The organism is Aliiroseovarius sp. Z3, assembly GCF_029105185.1.
GTDB lineage: Bacteria > Pseudomonadota > Alphaproteobacteria > Rhodobacterales > Rhodobacteraceae > Aliiroseovarius.
Window position 1 is genome coordinate 170,525 of sequence record NZ_JAFMZK010000006.1, and the last position, 15,682, is coordinate 186,206.

The 15,682-nt window shown below is 59.5% G+C and carries 15 protein-coding genes; 8 read left to right on the top strand and 7 right to left on the bottom strand.

The window, feature by feature from the left end:
- Positions 1-74: 74 nt before the first annotated feature.
- Positions 75-761 carry a rhomboid family intramembrane serine protease gene (locus J3R80_RS12360; RefSeq protein ID WP_275394090.1) on the top strand — a complete coding sequence of 229 codons (687 nt, stop codon included), beginning with the start codon at positions 75-77 and terminating at the stop codon, positions 759-761.
- Positions 762-765: 4 nt separating this feature from the next.
- Here J3R80_RS12360 and murJ read toward each other — a convergent pair whose 3' ends face one another.
- The 3 genes from murJ to J3R80_RS12375 are packed head-to-tail and all read right to left on the bottom strand — an operon-like array spanning position 766 to position 6,246.
- Positions 766-2,304, bottom strand: a complete 1,539-nt coding sequence (gene murJ / locus J3R80_RS12365; protein WP_275394091.1) for a murein biosynthesis integral membrane protein MurJ — start codon at positions 2,302-2,304, stop codon at positions 766-768.
- Positions 2,304-5,087: a [protein-PII] uridylyltransferase gene (locus J3R80_RS12370; protein WP_275394092.1), complete on the bottom strand. Its 2,784-nt coding sequence runs from the start codon at positions 5,085-5,087 to the stop codon at positions 2,304-2,306. The genes murJ and J3R80_RS12370 overlap by 1 nt, the downstream gene beginning before the upstream one ends.
- Positions 5,074-6,246 (bottom strand): penicillin-binding protein activator, encoded by a 1,173-nt coding sequence (locus J3R80_RS12375; RefSeq protein WP_275394093.1) that lies wholly within the window; start codon positions 6,244-6,246, stop codon positions 5,074-5,076. The genes J3R80_RS12370 and J3R80_RS12375 overlap by 14 nt, the downstream gene beginning before the upstream one ends.
- Positions 6,247-6,327: 81 nt before the next feature.
- Here J3R80_RS12375 and rsmI point away from each other — a divergent pair, with 81 nt between their 5' ends.
- The 4 genes from rsmI to J3R80_RS12395 all read left to right on the top strand — a co-directional run bounded on the left by rsmI (position 6,328) and on the right by J3R80_RS12395 (position 9,467).
- On the top strand, positions 6,328-7,185 hold the full coding sequence (gene rsmI / locus J3R80_RS12380; RefSeq protein WP_275394094.1) for a 16S rRNA (cytidine(1402)-2'-O)-methyltransferase: 858 nt from the start codon (positions 6,328-6,330) through the stop codon (positions 7,183-7,185).
- Positions 7,182-7,535, top strand: coding sequence for a YraN family protein (locus tag J3R80_RS12385; protein ID WP_275394095.1), 354 nt, complete (start codon positions 7,182-7,184; stop codon positions 7,533-7,535). Before rsmI ends, J3R80_RS12385 begins: the two co-directional genes overlap by 4 nt.
- Positions 7,536-7,596: 61 nt before the next feature.
- A complete protein-coding gene (gene gshB, locus J3R80_RS12390; protein ID WP_275394096.1) occupies positions 7,597-8,538 on the top strand; it encodes a glutathione synthase in 942 nt (313 codons plus the stop codon).
- A complete protein-coding gene (locus J3R80_RS12395; protein WP_275394097.1) occupies positions 8,535-9,467 on the top strand; it encodes an alpha/beta hydrolase in 933 nt (310 codons plus the stop codon). The genes gshB and J3R80_RS12395 overlap by 4 nt, the downstream gene beginning before the upstream one ends.
- On the opposite strand, the gene J3R80_RS12400 is transcribed toward J3R80_RS12395, so the two are convergent.
- The 4 genes from J3R80_RS12400 to cobU are packed head-to-tail and all read right to left on the bottom strand — an operon-like array spanning position 9,427 to position 13,055.
- The gene (locus J3R80_RS12400) at positions 9,427-10,947 is read right to left on the bottom strand and encodes a YifB family Mg chelatase-like AAA ATPase (RefSeq protein ID WP_275394098.1); all 1,521 of its coding nucleotides are present in this window, start codon (positions 10,945-10,947) and stop codon (positions 9,427-9,429) included. The two genes, J3R80_RS12395 and J3R80_RS12400, sit on opposite strands and share 41 nt — an antisense overlap.
- 54 nt (positions 10,948-11,001) lie before the next feature.
- A complete protein-coding gene (locus tag J3R80_RS12405) occupies positions 11,002-11,874 on the bottom strand; it encodes a glutathione S-transferase (protein ID WP_275394099.1) in 873 nt (290 codons plus the stop codon).
- 57 nt (positions 11,875-11,931) lie between these two features.
- A complete protein-coding gene (locus J3R80_RS12410) occupies positions 11,932-12,516 on the bottom strand; it encodes a histidine phosphatase family protein (protein WP_275394100.1) in 585 nt (194 codons plus the stop codon).
- A complete protein-coding gene (cobU, locus tag J3R80_RS12415) occupies positions 12,513-13,055 on the bottom strand; it encodes a bifunctional adenosylcobinamide kinase/adenosylcobinamide-phosphate guanylyltransferase (protein WP_275394101.1) in 543 nt (180 codons plus the stop codon). The genes J3R80_RS12410 and cobU overlap by 4 nt, the downstream gene beginning before the upstream one ends.
- 82 nt (positions 13,056-13,137) lie before the next feature.
- Here cobU and J3R80_RS12420 point away from each other — a divergent pair, with 82 nt between their 5' ends.
- From J3R80_RS12420 to dut, 3 genes are all read left to right on the top strand, one after another.
- The gene (locus J3R80_RS12420) at positions 13,138-13,926 is read left to right on the top strand and encodes a ChaN family lipoprotein (RefSeq protein ID WP_275394102.1); all 789 of its coding nucleotides are present in this window, start codon (positions 13,138-13,140) and stop codon (positions 13,924-13,926) included.
- Positions 13,927-14,001: 75 nt separating this feature from the next.
- A complete protein-coding gene (coaBC, locus tag J3R80_RS12425; RefSeq protein ID WP_275394103.1) occupies positions 14,002-15,207 on the top strand; it encodes a bifunctional phosphopantothenoylcysteine decarboxylase/phosphopantothenate--cysteine ligase CoaBC in 1,206 nt (401 codons plus the stop codon).
- Complete coding sequence (gene dut / locus J3R80_RS12430; RefSeq protein WP_275394104.1) at positions 15,204-15,671, top strand: dUTP diphosphatase; 468 nt, start codon at positions 15,204-15,206, stop codon at positions 15,669-15,671. The genes coaBC and dut overlap by 4 nt, the downstream gene beginning before the upstream one ends.
- Positions 15,672-15,682: the final 11 nt, after the last annotated feature.

Here is a 15,682-nt window from a genome sequence, read left to right on the forward strand (position 1 = left end):
TCCTTCGTCGCTTACCCATGTGGGCAAGGGCCGTCAAGAAAGGCCCGCGTGGAAGTGGCCAAGGAGAGCCAGTTATGAGCAGCTATCGCGATGAAAGTCCCGTAAACCCCTTGCCGCCTGTCGTGATTGCACTGGCGGTGTTCCTGATCGGCATTGAACTTGTGTTCGCAGCGGGCGGTCAGGGTTTCATCGGTGGGCCCGAAGCTGCGGGTTGGCGTATTTCGATGATCGAGGAATGGGGATTTTACGAACCGCGTTTTTCCAAGATGGTTGAAACCAGCAGTTTCCCCCTTCGTGAACTTGCGCGCTTCTTCACCTATCCGTTCCTGCATCTGAGCTTTACCCACCTTCTGTTTGTGCTGGTTTTTCTGCTGGCGCTGGGCAAAATGGTGGGCGAGGTGTTCTCGCCGCTTGCCTTTCTGGTGGTGTATTTCGGTGCGTCGATTGCCGGGGCCTTGGCTTATTGGGTGGTGTGGGACACGCCGGTCATCCTGTTTGGCGGGTTCCCCGCGGTTTACGGCCTTATCGGGGCATATACATTCCTGCTATGGACCAATCTTGCGGCAACGGGCGGCAATCAGCTATCCGCATTCCGCATCATCGCTTTCTTGATGGGGTTGCAGTTGATCTTTGGACTGCTGTTCGGGGCAGGTCTGAACTGGGTGTCCGAAATTGCCGGGTTTGCCGCGGGCTTCGGTTTGTCTTTTCTGGTCAGTCCCGGTGGCTGGTCAAATGTTCTGGCACAGTTGCGCAAGCGGTAAAGGGTCAGGTCCGGCGCAAGGCGCCTTTGATTTCGGACAGATGGAACGCGCGGAACCAGTGCCCTAAGACCCCATAAGTAACGATCCCGCTGACGACCAATACAGTCAGGGCTATAATTTTCAGACCGGGAATGCCGAACATCGGCCCAAGAACGATGACCAAAACCCACAGTATTGCGCCCATCGCCCAACTGGCTGCCGCCAGCCGCCAGAAACGGCGCCAGAACCGGGCATCGAACCTTGTATCATCTCCCATGCGCGCCGCGCCAATCCATGTCAGCCCGGTTATAGTCCAGCCGGCAACCGTTGTGCCGATGGCGGCGGCGATGAAACCAATCCAGTAACTCAGCCCCACCGCGACCACCAGATTAACGACCATTCCCACAATGGCGAAGTAGAACGGTGTGCGGGTGTTTTCGCGCGCGAAATAGACCGAGGCGAGCACCTTTTGCAGCACGAAGGCCGGAAGGCCAGCCCCATAAATCGCGGTTGCCAAGGCGGTCGAAGCGGTGTCGTCCGACGTGAACGCGCCGCGCTGGAACAGTACCTCGACCAGCTGGGTCGGCACCACCATCAGCGCAACTGCTGCCGGAAAGGTCAGCGCCAGCGACAGTTCGCCCGCGCGGCTAAGGGCATTGCGCCCGGCAAGATTGTCACCGGATCGCAGGTTGCGCGAAAGCTCTGGCAGCAGCACGATCCCGATGGCGATGCCCACGACGCCCAGTGGCAGTTGGTATAGGCGATCAGCATAGTAAAGCCACGCCACCGCCCCATCGAAGAAGCTGGCAACCTGACGACCCACAAGAAGGTTGATCTGCGTCACCCCACCGGCAAGGGCGGCAGGGGCGGCGATGATGAAAAGGCGCTTCAGCTCGGGCGTCATGTGCGGCATGCGCGGCACAAGACGATAGCCCGCACGGCTTGCCGCCACCCACACCAAAACGGCTTGCGCGATACCGGCGACGGGTACAGTCCAAGCCAACGCGTTTCCGATGTCATGGCCAAGGCTGTCGGCGGCAAACATCGCTGCGATGAAGATTACGTTCAGAAGCACAGGTGCCGCCGCCGCTGCAATGAACCGGCCCGTCGCATTCAGCACTCCAGACAACAGCGCAGCCATCGAGATAAACAGGATATAGGGAAACGCGATGCGCCCATATGTGACAGCCAGATCGAACCGGTTATCTTCGGTGAACCCTGATGCCATTGCATAGACCAGCGCAGGCATGAAAATCTGCGCGAGGATGGTGAAGATCACCAAAATGAAGGCCAACCCGGACATGGCGTCGCGTGCGAACTCCTTCGCGCCTTCGCCGCCTTCGTGCTTCTTGGCAAACATCGGCACGAAGGCCACGTTCAGAGTGCCTTCCGCAAAGAACCGGCGGAACATGTTTGGCAGGGAAAACGCGATCAGAAAGGCCTCGGCCACTGCCGACGACCCCAGAAACGCGCCGATCATGATATCACGCACGAAACCCAAGATACGGCTGGCCATCGTCCAGCCGCCCACGGTCATGAAGCCACGCGCCAGTCTCGAGGCCATTATGCTGTCGCCCTCTCGGCCGTCTGTTCGATTGCTTGCCGCAACTTGGCTTCAAGCTGCAGTTTTTTGTGCTCGGCCATGATCTTCAGTCCAAACATGTCTTTGACGTAGAAAGAATCCACGACCTGTTCGCCATATGTGGCGATAACGGCCGACGCAATGTAGATATTCGCATTTGCCAGTGTCCGCGTCAGGTCATGCAGCAGCCCGGGACGATCCCGCGTATCGACTTCAATGATTGTGTAGATCTCGGACCCGTCATTGTTGAAGGTGATGTGAGTGGGCACCTTGAACACGCGTTCGCGCTTTTTCAGCTTGTCACTGTTGGCATTGGCTTCGGTTGCGATGACTTCGCCTTTCAGCAGGCGATGGAGCATCTTTTCAATGCGTTCCTTGCGTGCCACGTCGAAGGGGTGCCCGTCAGAATCCTGCACCCAGAAACAAGCCGTCGCATAGCCATCTTTCGAGGTATAGGTTCGCGCATCCACGATATTTGCCCGAACGGCGGTCAGCGCGCCTGCGATCCGCGAGAAGATGCCCGGATGATCCGCCAACGCGAAATAGACCCGCGTCACATCACGTTCTTCATCTTCGTAGATGTCGATCCGCACCTCATCGTCCTTGATGTCGCGCAAGAGATTGGCAAAGACCTTGTGGGCCGTGACGTGCAGGCCCTGCCAATAGCTGTCGTAATGGCGTGCAGTTTCGGCACGCAGGTCTTTGGCGGACCAATCGGACAGTTCCTGGCGCAGGGCGCGCTTGGCCTCGGTGCCCCGCGTGGCGCGGTTCAGGTCTTCCATACCGTCTTCCAGCGCGCGCCGGGTTTGATTGTAGAGTGTTCGGATCAGCGTGGCTTTCCAGTTGTTCCACGTGGTCGGGCCAACGCCGCGAATATCGCACACGGTCAGCACGGTCAGAAGCTCAAGCCTCCGCATGGATTTCACGGCCTTTGCGAAATCCCGAACCGTGCGCGGATCGGCAATGTCGCGTTTTTGTGCCATGTCCGACATCAGCAGGTGATACCGGACCAACCATTCGACCATTGAGCTGTCTTTGGTATTCAATCCCAGTCGTGGGGCCACGCGGCGTGCGATCTGCGCGCCAAGAATGGAATGGTCCTGTGGTCGTCCCTTGCCGATATCGTGCAACAACATAGCGACCATCAGCACCTTGCGATTGACGCCCCGGTCCATGATCTCGGTCGAGATTGGCAACTCGGCCCCCAGTTCGCGCCGCTCGATCTGCGCGAAGTTCGAGATCACCTGAATCGTATGCTCATCCACCGTGTAAGAGTGATACATGTTGAATTGCATCATCGCGACGATCGGTTCGAACTCGGGAATGAACGCGGCCAGCAAGCCAACTTCGTTCATCCGGCGCAGCGCACGTTCGGGGTTGCCGTGTTTCAACAAAAGCCCAAGGAAAATCCGGTTGGCTTCCTTGTTGTTCCGCATGTCATCGTCGATCAGATTCAGATTGGCCGAGACCAGCCGCATGGCGTTCGGGTGGATCAACATGCCGGCGCGCAAACCTTCTTCAAACAGGCGAAGCAGATTCAACTTGTCTGACAGGAAGGCGCTGCCGCTGACCACATCAAGTCGACCGTGTTTCTCGCGATAGCCCGCTTTCAGGCGTTTGCGGCTTTTGAACAATCTCAGAAGGGCGGGGGCCTCTTTCAACTGGGCCGCTTCCAGCGCACTCAGAACGATGCGTGTCAGGTCGCCCACTTGGGTGGCGTGCCGGAAATAAGCCTGCATGAAGTGTTCGACCCCACGCCGCCCTTCCGTGTCCTTGAAGCCAAGACGATCCGCAACTTCGACTTGAAGATCAAAGGTCAACTGATCCGAGGGGCGATTGGTCACAAGGTGCAACTGGCAGCGAACGGCCCAAAGAAACTCCTCGGCGTCGCGGAAGGTTTCGAATTCTTCCTCGGTGAACACACCCTTCGAGACAAGATCCTCGGGCTTTTTGACCCGGTGCTGGTATTTGGCGACCCAAAACAGGGTTTGCAGATCCCGCAGACCACCTTTGCCTTCTTTTACATTGGGTTCGACCATAAATCGCTGGTCGCCCTGTTTTTCGTGTCGGGCATCACGTTCAGCCAATTTGGCTTCGATGTATTCCGCCAGCGTGTTCTTGAACAATTTGCTCCAAAGTTGTTCGGAAAGTTCCTGTGCCAGCGCGGCGTCTCCGCAGATGTGACGCTGTTCCAGTAACGCCGTACGGATGGTGAGATCATCTCGGCCCAGACGCAGGCAATCGTCGATCGTCCGTGACGCATGCCCAACTTTCAGACGCAGATCCCACAGCATGTACAACATGCTTTCGATCACGCTCTCGGCCCATGGGGTTATCTTATAGGGGGTCAGGAACAGCAGATCGACATCCGATTGGGGTGCCATTTCAGCGCGCCCATACCCACCCACTGCCAGCAGCGCGATCCGCTCGGATGCGGTCGGGTTGGCTAGGGGATGCAACCGTTCAATGGCCACCCGGTAAATGAGCGAGACAATCCCATCCGTCAGATAGGCATAGGACGCAATGGCCGGATAAGCGGTCAGTGGTTGATCGGCAAGTGCGGTGGCGATGGCCGTGCGGCCCGCTTTCATGGCATCGCGTAACGCCGATACCGTCGCATTGCGCACGGTTGCTGCATCGGACGCGTCGTCGAACACGGGCTGCAGCTCGTTCCATAACGCGTCACCATCGAAGATGTCGCGCGCCGGACAGATCAAATCAGAAACCGGGGGGAAGGCGTCCCGGTTTGGCTCAGAACCCGGCACCGCCAAAACTTCTGGGTGCAGGGTCGATCACGACAACCTGATTGTTTCGTACCTGAGCGACAGCCAGCCCACGTTCATTCGTGCCGTCGGGGCGCAGGCGGAAGATGCCGTTGACGCCCACGAAACCTTGCGACTGGGTCAATGCGGTCGTGGTCAGCGCATTCGCACGGCCGGATTTGGCAAGCGCACCGATGGCGGCGATACCGTCATAGGCCAGTCCCGCAATCGGATGCGGGGCAGCACCATAACGCGCCTGATAACGGCTCGCGAAGCGGCTGGACAATCCCGGATCAGGCAGGGCAAACCAGCCCCCTTGGACGCCCGGCAGGGCAAGGGCATTCGACGGGATATCCCAGCGCTGCAAGCCGATGAACTGGGTCGTGGCGGGGTTGACACCATTTTCAGGCAGCAGGCCCGCGAGGAAGGGCAGGGCGCCGGATGTGCCTGAGGTAAAGAACACCGACTGCGCGCCTGAGCTTTTGACCTTGGAACTGATGGTCGGCATCGCATTGATGATGCCGTTCTGCGACAGCTCGAAAGAAGCGGTGCCGGCGAGGGTTGCGCCCGAGTTTGCGATTGCTGTCCGTATGGCATTGCTGCCCTGAACCTCGGCTTGATCATTCCCGTGCAGGATCATGATCCGCCCCTTGCCCGTGCGCGCGGCATAGCGGACCAGCCGGTTTGCGACATTCTCGAACGTGTTGCCCAGAACAAAGACATTGCCGCCCGCGATATCGGTGTTGTTCGAGAAGCTCAGCACATTCACATTGCGCCGCGCCACCGCGACACCGGCGGCATTTGCACTTTGGGCAAAGACTGGTCCGAGAATGATTTTTGCACCATCGTTCACGGCTTTGGTCGCCATCGCGCCCGCTTGATTCGGGCTGCCGCCTGTATTGTAAACACGCAAGTCGATCTCGACCCCCGACAGTTCTGACATCGCCATGCGCGCGGCGTTTTCAAGCGACGCCGCGAGGTTCGCGTCATTCGCCGAACCCGACCCTCCGGGCACCAAAAGGGCTACGGGGACAGGCTTTCCGGGGTTGATGTTCTGTCCGACTTGTGGACCTTGGACGCCACAAGCGGCAAGCGCGGTCAATCCCAAAGTGGCAATCAGCAGGCCGATCACCTTGCGGGTGCGGACGAAAACAGAGAACATACTAAAATCCTTTCCCAGACACGGCGCCCAACGGCCGATGCAGACGGGCATATCATAGACTCAACAATCGACAGGTCCAGTGTGAAACCCCAAAACACCCAGCTTGATCCGGGCCTCTATCTTGTGGCGACCCCCATCGGTAACGCGCGTGACATCACGCTTCGGGCGCTGGACGTTTTGGCGTCGGCTGATGTGATCGCGGCGGAAGACACCCGCACGACGCGTAAGCTGATGGATATTCACGGAATAGCCTTGAATGGACGCAAGCTGATCCCTTACCACGACCACTCCGGCGACGCGGCGCGCGCGGGCATCGTAAAGCTGATCACTGAGGGCAAATCCGTCGCATATGCAAGCGAGGCCGGAAGCCCCCTGATCGCCGATCCGGGTTATGCGCTCGCGCGGGACCTGGCCGAGCGCGGGCACTACGTGACGGCGCTGCCGGGGGCTTCTGCCACGCTCGCCGCGCTTAGCCTGTCCGGGTTGCCGACTGACAGGTTCCTGTTCGCCGGGTTTCCACCTGCGGCCAAGGGCGCACGGGCAACGTGGCTTGCCGAGCTGCTGCCCCTTCCAGCAACGCTGGTTTTCTTTGAAAGTGCCAAGCGTATTCAGAAGCTGTTAACGGAATTGTGCTCCTCTGGGGCGAATATGCGTCAGGCGGCGGTGTGCCGCGAGCTGACCAAGAAGTTTGAAGAGGTGAAGCGCGGAACGGTGGCCGAACTGGCGGAACAATTGACCGAAAACCCGATCAAGGGAGAGGTTGTTTTTGTGCTGGATCGAGCCCACGACGCGCAAGACGACGGCGCGATGGAGGATATGCTGGTGAAAGCCATGGCCGATATGTCGATGAAAGATGCCGTCAACGCGGTGTCCCATGCTTTGGGTCTGCCACGTCGCAAGGTTTATCAGGCGGCGCTGAATCTTGGGCGTCAGGGATGAGCGGGCTTGCCTCCTATTTGTCAGGGCACGCCGCTGAAGACACGATTGCGACCGACTATGATCGCAGGGGGCAAATGGTCGAAGCGCGCCGATGGCGTGGCCAATACGGCGAGGTTGATTTGATTGCCCGCGACGGCGACACGGTGGTGTTTGTCGAGGTCAAGAAATCCCGCGATTTTCTACGTGCCGCCCAGCGGATCACCCCGGCGCAACTTGAACGCATTCATGCCACGGCCTGCGAGTATCTGGAAAATGAACCAAGGGGACAGTTGACGCCCTGCCGGTTTGATGTGGCGTTGGTCGATGCCCAGGGGGCGACGCAGATCATCGAGAATGCATTGGCCTATTGAAGCCCATTGCGCATTGGCGCCCGCTGTCCCATGTAAGGGAAGTTGAAAAAGGGAGTGCGCCATGTCGCTGAAAGTCGCCATTCAAATGGATCCGATCGATCACATTGATATTGACGCGGACAGCTCGTTTCGGATCGCGGAAGAGGCACAGGCGCGGGGTCACTCGCTGTTCTACTATACGCCGGATCAACTGAGTTACCGGGAAGGGAAGGTCTGCGCACGTGGCTGGCCTCTGACGGTGCGCCGCGAAAAGGGCAATCACTTTTCCTTGGGGGATCAGATGGATGTCGACCTTCAGGATTTTGACGTCGTCTGGCTGCGACAAGACCCGCCGTTTGACATGGGCTATATCACCACAACGCATATTCTGGACATGATCCACCCCGACACGCTGGTCGTGAACGATCCGTTCTGGGTGCGGAACTATCCTGAGAAATTGTTGGTGCTGGCGTTCCCCGATCTGACCCCACCGACGATGATCGCGCGCGATTTCGCAACCTTGAAATCCTTCAAAGAGGAACATGGCGATATCATTCTGAAACCGCTTTACGGCAATGGCGGGGCCGGGGTATTTCGACTGGACGCCAATGATCGCAACCTTGCGTCGCTGCACGAGCTGTTTGCGGGCATCAACCGTGAGCCACTGATCGCGCAGAAGTTCCTTCCCGATGTGTCCAACGGCGATAAGCGTATCATTCTGGTGGACGGCGCGCCTGTGGGGGCCATCAATCGCGTGCCCGCGGCGGGTGAAACGCGGTCGAACATGCATGTCGGTGGTCGCCCGGAAAAAGTCGGGTTGACCGATCGCGATATGGAAATCTGTGCTGCGATCGGCCCGCTTCTGCGTGAAAAGGGGCAGATTTTCGTTGGGATTGACGTGATCGGTGACTACCTGACCGAGATCAACGTGACCTCGCCTACAGGCATTCAGGAACTGGAGCGGTTTGACGGTGTGAATATCGCCGAGAAAATCTGGCAAGCGATCGAGGCACGCAGGGCGTGAGCTGGCAACTTTCAGCGGCCAAATTATGTGGACGTCTGTTTGTTAAAACCCGCCTGCGGCATCTGAATGACGTTACCCGGGCGCGCCATGAGTTGGAGCACGCTGCAAACTGGATGTTTCGTGCGCCTCCATTTGCATGGTATCGCGAGGCGAAGCTGGGCGGCGCGCTTAAGACGCTGTGGATCGAAACGCGCCCGGTTTCACATCCCGCGCCGATGGACAAGGTCATCCTATATCTTCATGGCGGGGGCTTTGTCGCGGGATCCCCCAACACACATCGCAAGATGCTGGCACGGCTGTCGTGGCTGACCGGCCTGCGGGTCTGCGCGCCGGATTATCGCAAGGCACCCGAACATCCATTTCCGGCAGCCCTTGACGATTGTATTGCCGCCTATGAAGCATTGATTGCGGATGGATATGACCCGCAAAACATCATTGTTGGCGGAGACAGTGCCGGAGGTGGGCTGACCTTTTCGCTGCTTGCCCAGATCGACGGGCGACTGCCCGCGCCGCGTGCGGTCTTTGCCTTTTCGCCTATCGTGGATTTGCGGTTCACCTCACCGGCATTCGAGAACAACAAGACCAAAGACCCGCTTTTGCCCTCCGAACGACGCGATTTGGTGGTCGACAATTATCTCGGCCCAAACGTGGCGGATGACGAGCGCGCTTCACCTGTTTTGCATGGCTTTAACAGTCCACCACCAGCGCTTTTACAGTTTTCTACGACGGAAATCTTGCGCGATGAGAGTCTGAGGATGGCAGAGGTCTTGCGGGCAGCAGGTGGTCACGTCGAACTGGACGAATGGCCGGATGCGCCGCATGTGTGGGTAATTCTGGATGGTTGGGTGCCCGAGGCGCGCGAAGCATTGCGGCGCGCGGCTAAATTCATCACCCGACAGTTTCGCGATGGGATACAAGGCGAAAGCTAAGCGCCTCGGCCACGTGTTTGCGGGTGATGTTCGGGGCTTCGGCCAGATCGGCGATGGTGCGGGCAACCCGTAACACACGATGATAGCCACGCGCGGACAGGCCAAACCGCTCGGACGCTTTCAGAAGCGTATCGCGCCCATCTGGATCCGGGCTGGCGAACTCGGTCAGGGTCTTGCCTTCAATGTCGGCATTTGTTGTCACGTCACTTAGCCCCTCATAGCGTTCGGCCTGAATGGCGCGGGCGTTTGTTACGCGCTGGGCGACCGTCGTTGACAGCTCGCCATTTGCAGGCAGATCGAGGTCCTGAAACGTGACCGGTGGCACTTCGATCCGCATGTCGAACCGGTCCAGCAGGGGGCCGGAAATCCGCTGCATATAGTCCTCGCCACACAATGGTGCGCGGTTGCAGGCGCGGTTGGGGTCCGTCAGGTGACCACATTTGCAAGGGTTGGCCGCCGCGATCAGCAGAAATCGACTGGGATAGCGGACATGAGCATTGGCCCGCGCGACGGTCACATCGCCCGTTTCCAACGGCTGGCGCAGGGTCTCCAGCACTTGTCGGCTGAACTCGGGAAATTCGTCCATGAAAAGAACGCCATTATGGGCAAGGCTGATTTCGCCGGGTTTTGCACCGCGCCCCCCACCCACGATGGCAGCCATGGACGCCGTGTGATGCGGTGCGCGAAAGGGGCGGTCTTGCGAAATACCACCCCCGTCCAGCAGGCCCGACACCGAATGGATCATCGAAGTTTCAAGCGCCTCGGCTGGCAACATGGGTGGCAAAATCCCCGGCAACCGCGCTGCCAGCATGGATTTGCCTGATCCGGGAGGACCAACAAGCAGCAGGTGATGGCGCCCAGCGGCGGCAATTTCCAGCGCGCGTTTGGCGCGTTCCTGCCCTTTGACATCGCGCAGGTCTTTGGTGGTGACGTCGGTTGTGACCTTGCCGGGTTCAGCCACATCCAAGGGTGTCTGTCCGGTGAAATGCTGCAAAACGGCGGCAAGCGAAGGTGCGGCATGCACTTTGGTGGCGCCGATCCAGGCAGCCTCGGCCCCGCAATCCCTGGGACAGAACATCGACATATCTTTTTCCGCGGCTGCCAGTGCGGCGGGCAGGGCGCCGACAACCGGCAGCAGGGTGCCGTCCAACGCCAACTCGCCAAGGGCGACCACATCGGCGATGTCTTCGCGCGCCAGGATACCCGCCTCGGCCAAAAGTGCCATCGCGATGGGAAGGTCGAAATGCGAACCCTCTTTCGGGATGTCGGCAGGGGACAGGTTGATGACGATCTTGCGCGGCGGCAGGGCGACTGACATCGCAGACAGTGCCGCGCGCACCCGCTCTCGGGCCTCTGAAACCGCTTTGTCCGGTAAGCCGACGATCGAGAAGCTGGGCAAGCCGGGAGACAGGGCGCATTGCACCTCGACAAGTCGGGCGCGAATTCCTTCGAATGCGACCGTATTTATCCGAGAAACCATCACCGACCCCATGTTTCGCTGATCTGAAACTAGGAGGTTGTGGTTACCGAATGGTTAACCGTCGTGTTCGTTGACCATTTCCATGAAGGCCGTCCATACCTCTGGGTCGTTGATGGTCTTATCGCGACAGGTCGGGTTGCAAAAGCCCCAAACCTTGCCGTCCATGCGAAGAAAATCAGTGACGGGATCGCCGGAATAGGGGCACGTCAGGTTCACCGACGGACCCTCATCCGGCTGCGCCGCGCGCGGGGCCGGGCCGGGCCAGTCTGAAATGGGCTGACCTTCGATATATGGCACGGGATCATAGCTTTTGGTCATCCCCAACGCGCGCCATCGCCGAAAGGCGGGGTCTGCCAGGTGGGTGTCCACATATTTCTGCGCAGTGGCAGAAACCTGCAACCCAAACCCGGCTATACGTGCAGCCACCGGAGCATAAAATACATCAGCCAGCGAATAGTCCCCAAACAGCCATGGGCCACCGGATTTTTCGAGCGTGGCACGCCACAAGGTTTCGATCCGGGCGAGGTCATCCAAAACCCCCTCTGAAGCAACAAACCCCAGTACTTGACCCAATAGCTGCATCGGGCATTCGGTACGCAGAGATGTGAAACCAGAATGCATTTCGGCGACAAGCCACCGGGCGGTCGCACGGTCGGCAGGGTCGGCGGGCCACAACCCGGCATCCGGGTGACGTTCTGCCAAAGTTTCGGCCATGGCGATTGTGTCGCCCACAACGGTGCCTTCGGGCATGCGCATCACGGGCACCAGCCGCGCAGGTGCCAATGGTGCAAGATCTTGCGCCATCGTCCCCGAATACAGGCCGACAAGATGCGTGCGGTGTGGAATAGCAAAGCGTTCAAGCATCAACCAGCCACGCAAGGACCAGCTGGAAAATGCGCGGTCGCCGATATAAAGATCATAGGTCATGTGCGAAGCCTAGCGCGGCGCACGATCCATGCAAATCGTCATTTGTGACCATGTCGATCAGGGCAGGTGATTGATGGAATGAATGGACCAGAGCCGCCCGTCCCAGTCCAGCCGAGTCACCGACAGATTGTCGATCTTGTGTCCCAAAGCGGCGTAGGGTGTCATGCCACCGGCCCGCGCGATCTGAGTCAGTATGGTGCCGAAATGCGCCACGGCAATGACATGGCGATGGCCGTTGGTGTTGATCCGGTCGACGCTGCCCGAGACCCGCCCGGCAAGTTGGTTCCAGCTTTCACCGTTCGGGGCTTGATGGTCGCCCGGGTCTTCCCAAAACGCGCGGGACAGGGCGGGGTCACGGGTGGCGACCTCGTCCCAATGCAATCCGTCCCAGTCGCCAAAGTTAAACTCACGCAGGGATTGCTGATGGGGCAGGCGGTGACGCGTGCCCGTCACTGCATCCGCGGTTGAAACGGCGCGGGACAAGTCGGAGGACACGACAGCCGCTTGGTCTGGTAAGAAATCTGACAAACGCTCAAGGGCGGCTTTGTTCGACAAATCCGCTGGCAAATCGCGCCAACCGACCATGTTTTTTGCGTGTGTTGGGCCGTGCCGCACCCACCACCAGGTGACCGGGGTGGTCATGGCGCACCCGTGGGCAAGCGGCCCTTCAGGACCAAAGGCAAACCTGCCATGACCGTGATCACCAGATCTGCGCGCAGGGCAATCCGTTGGTTCAACTCACCCTGCGCCTGTCGAAATCGGCGTGCCAGTGCGTTTTCGGGCACGATGCCCGCGCCGACTTCGTTCGAGACGACGACAACAGGTGCCGCGCAGCCGGACAGGGCGGTGAACAGCCGCGCTTCGGCATCTACCAGGTCCGCTTCGGCAAAAAGATGATTAGACAGCCACATGGTGGCACAGTCGAACAGGACGACCTCGGCATTGCCTGCAGCGCAGAGGGCCGAGGTGGCGTCCAGTGGCGCTTCGATCGTGCGCCAGCCAGCGCCGCGTCTGGATTGGTGACGTGCAATCTTCGCCGTCATTTCCGTGTCATGTGCCTGAGCGGTTGCGACATAAAGCATGGCGCGCGCGGTCGCGGTCACCAGCCGTTCGGCATAGTCCGACTTGCCGGATGCAGCGCCGCCCAGAACGAGCGTAAGGGGGGGAAGCGTGACGGTCATGGCGCTTGCCTAGCACTGCGACACCGGGTCCGCCAAGGCGAAAGCGCTTGAGGTGGTGTGCAACCAGACATAGCTTTGCCCCATGAAACTGTATCCCTTTCTTTTTGCGCTATTGACCCCGACTGTAGCGTTTCCCTTGGATGCCGGGCCAAGCGCGGATGATCTGGCACTTTTTGCAACGGCGGACGTGGTGATCATTGGCGAAACCCATGACAATCCGGCCCATCACGACGTGCAGGCACAGATTGTCGCCGCTTTGCAACCAGCGGCTTTGGTGCTTGAGATGCTGACACCCGAGCAAGTTGCGGCGCTGACGAAAGATCTGCCCGGCTATGGCGCTGCGTGGAAGGAGGCAGGCTGGCCGGACTACAAGATGTATCTGCCGATCTTCACGGCGTCGAACGCCGAGATCTTCGGCGCTGCCGTCCCGCGTGACGTGGCGCGGGCGAGCTATACTGATGGCGTCGCCGCGCATTTCGACGGTGATGTGGCGTTGTTCGGACTGGATCAACCGCTGCCCACGGACCAGTATGACCAACGGTTGGACCTTCAGTTCTTCGCCCATTGCGAAGCCATGCCCCGTATTGCGCTGGGCGGCATGATCGAGGTGCAGCGTCTGCGCGATGCAACGCTTGCGAAAGCGGCGGTGGATGCCCTTGATCAGGTTGGAAAGCCCATGGTCATCATAACCGGCAATGGACATGCGCGGACGGATTGGGGTGTGCCGGCCATGCTGCGACTGGCCCGTTCGGAGCTGGTCATAATAAGCGTGGGTCAGGCCGAAGATGGAAACGCGCCCGAAGGAACGTTTGACCTTGTTTATGACGCGCCCAGTGTTGACCGACCCGATCCGTGCGACGCATTCAAGTGATCGGCGCGCGTCCTGCCCATTGATCCATGCGCGCTGGTCCCGTAACTGTTTGATAAAGCGAAATCGGGGGCGCCTATGCTGGCTGGCAAACATGTTCTTTTGATAATTGGCGGCGGGATCGCGGCCTTCAAGGCGCTGGACCTGATCCGCCGCCTGCGTGAACGCGGCGCCGAGGTGACTCCGGTTCTGACCCGTGCAGGACAGGAATTTGTGACACCCTTGTCCGCGTCCGGTCTGGCAGCGCGCAAGGTCTATACTGACCTGTTCGATCTGACGGACGAGGCCGAGATGGGTCATATCGAACTCAGCCGCTCCGCCGATCTGGTGGTTGTTGCGCCCGCAACTGCTGATTTACTGGGAAAGATGGCGGGGGGGCTGGCGAACGATCTTGCCTCGACCCTCTTGATGGCGACGGACAAGCGCGTGCTGGTGGCACCCGCCATGAATGTGCGGATGTGGGAACATCCGGCCAACCAGCGCAATGTCGAAACCCTGAAGGGCGATGGCGTGCTGTTCGTCGGTCCCACCGACGGGGCCATGGCATGTGGTGAGTTCGGGCCCGGCCGCATGTCCGAACCGTTAGAGATTGTTGCCGTCGTCGAAGCGGCGCTGATGGATGGTCCCTTGAAGGGCAAGCATGTGCTTGTGACCTCTGGCCCCACCCATGAACCAATTGATCCTGTGCGCTACATTGCTAACCGTTCCTCGGGGGCGCAAGGCACTGCTTTGGCACGCGCCCTGTCGGCGTTGGGGGCTGATGTGACCTTTGTGACAGGCCCGGCAGATGTGCCGCCACCTGACGGGGTGAAAGTCGTCAAAGTGCAGACCGCTGCGCAGATGTTGGAGGCCGTTCAGGCTGCGCTGCCCGCAGATGCAGCGGTGTTTGCTGCCGCGGTTGCCGATTGGCGTGTCGCTTCGGCTTCGGACAAGAAGATTAAAAAGGACAAGAAAGGCAGTTTGCCAGTGTTGGAGTTTGCTGAAAACCCCGACATCCTTGCCACCGTCAGTCAGATGAAGAAGGGTCGCCCTGCTTTGGTGGTCGGCTTTGCTGCCGAAACCAATGATGTTGTTGCCAATGCCACCGCCAAGCGCAAACGTAAGGGCTGTGACTGGATCGTCGCCAATGATGTCAGCCCGGAAACTGGTATCATGGGCGGGTCTGAAAACGCGGTGACGTTGATATCGGATCAAGGCGCTGATGATTGGCCGCGCATGGGCAAGGATGATGTGGCGCGACAGCTCGCCGCCCGAATTGCCGAAGCAATCGGGGGTGATAAGTGATGCCCACCATTAACGTATTGCGTGATCCTGACGCCGACCCGGACGTTTTGCTTCCCAGCTACGAAACCGCTGGGTCTGCCGGGGCAGACCTGCGCGCCAATTTGCCGGATGCGGATCGCAAGACCGGCTGGACGCTTGCCCCGATGGAACGGCGCATCGTGCCAACGGGTCTGCGCGTTGAGATTCCCGACGGCTTTGAAATGCAGATCCGCCCGCGTTCGGGTCTTGCGGCCAAACACGGTATCACCTTGGCGAATGCCCCCGGCACCATCGACAGCGATTATCGCGGCCCGCTGGGAGTGATCCTGATCAATCTGGGCGCTGATCCGTTTGTCATCGGCCACGGGGATCGCATCGCGCAGGCCGTCATCGCACCGGTGGTGCAGGCGGATTATGTTCAAGTCGACGAACTGACAGATACCACCCGCGGCGCGGGTGGTTTCGGCTCGACCGGGCGTGGCTGATCGGAGGCGGC

What these genes read in the sequence shown, in the direction of transcription:
- cobU (WP_275394101.1), bottom strand. Translation starts at nt 13,055, where the DNA reads ATGACCGTCACGCTTCCCCCCCTTACGCTCGTTCTGGGCGGCGCTGCA.
- murJ (WP_275394091.1), bottom strand. Translation starts at nt 2,304, where the DNA reads ATGGCCTCGAGACTGGCGCGTGGCTTCATGACCGTGGGCGGCTGGACG.
- gshB (WP_275394096.1), top strand. Translation starts at nt 7,597, where the DNA reads ATGTCGCTGAAAGTCGCCATTCAAATGGATCCGATCGATCACATTGAT.
- J3R80_RS12405 (WP_275394099.1), bottom strand. Translation starts at nt 11,874, where the DNA reads ATGACCTATGATCTTTATATCGGCGACCGCGCATTTTCCAGCTGGTCC.
- J3R80_RS12400 (WP_275394098.1), bottom strand. Translation starts at nt 10,947, where the DNA reads ATGGTTTCTCGGATAAATACGGTCGCATTCGAAGGAATTCGCGCCCGA.
- J3R80_RS12385 (WP_275394095.1), top strand. Translation starts at nt 7,182, where the DNA reads ATGAGCGGGCTTGCCTCCTATTTGTCAGGGCACGCCGCTGAAGACACG.
- J3R80_RS12410 (WP_275394100.1), bottom strand. Translation starts at nt 12,516, where the DNA reads ATGACCACCCCGGTCACCTGGTGGTGGGTGCGGCACGGCCCAACACAC.
- coaBC (WP_275394103.1), top strand. Translation starts at nt 14,002, where the DNA reads ATGCTGGCTGGCAAACATGTTCTTTTGATAATTGGCGGCGGGATCGCG.
- J3R80_RS12420 (WP_275394102.1), top strand. Translation starts at nt 13,138, where the DNA reads ATGAAACTGTATCCCTTTCTTTTTGCGCTATTGACCCCGACTGTAGCG.
- J3R80_RS12360 (WP_275394090.1), top strand. Translation starts at nt 75, where the DNA reads ATGAGCAGCTATCGCGATGAAAGTCCCGTAAACCCCTTGCCGCCTGTC.
- J3R80_RS12375 (WP_275394093.1), bottom strand. Translation starts at nt 6,246, where the DNA reads ATGTTCTCTGTTTTCGTCCGCACCCGCAAGGTGATCGGCCTGCTGATT.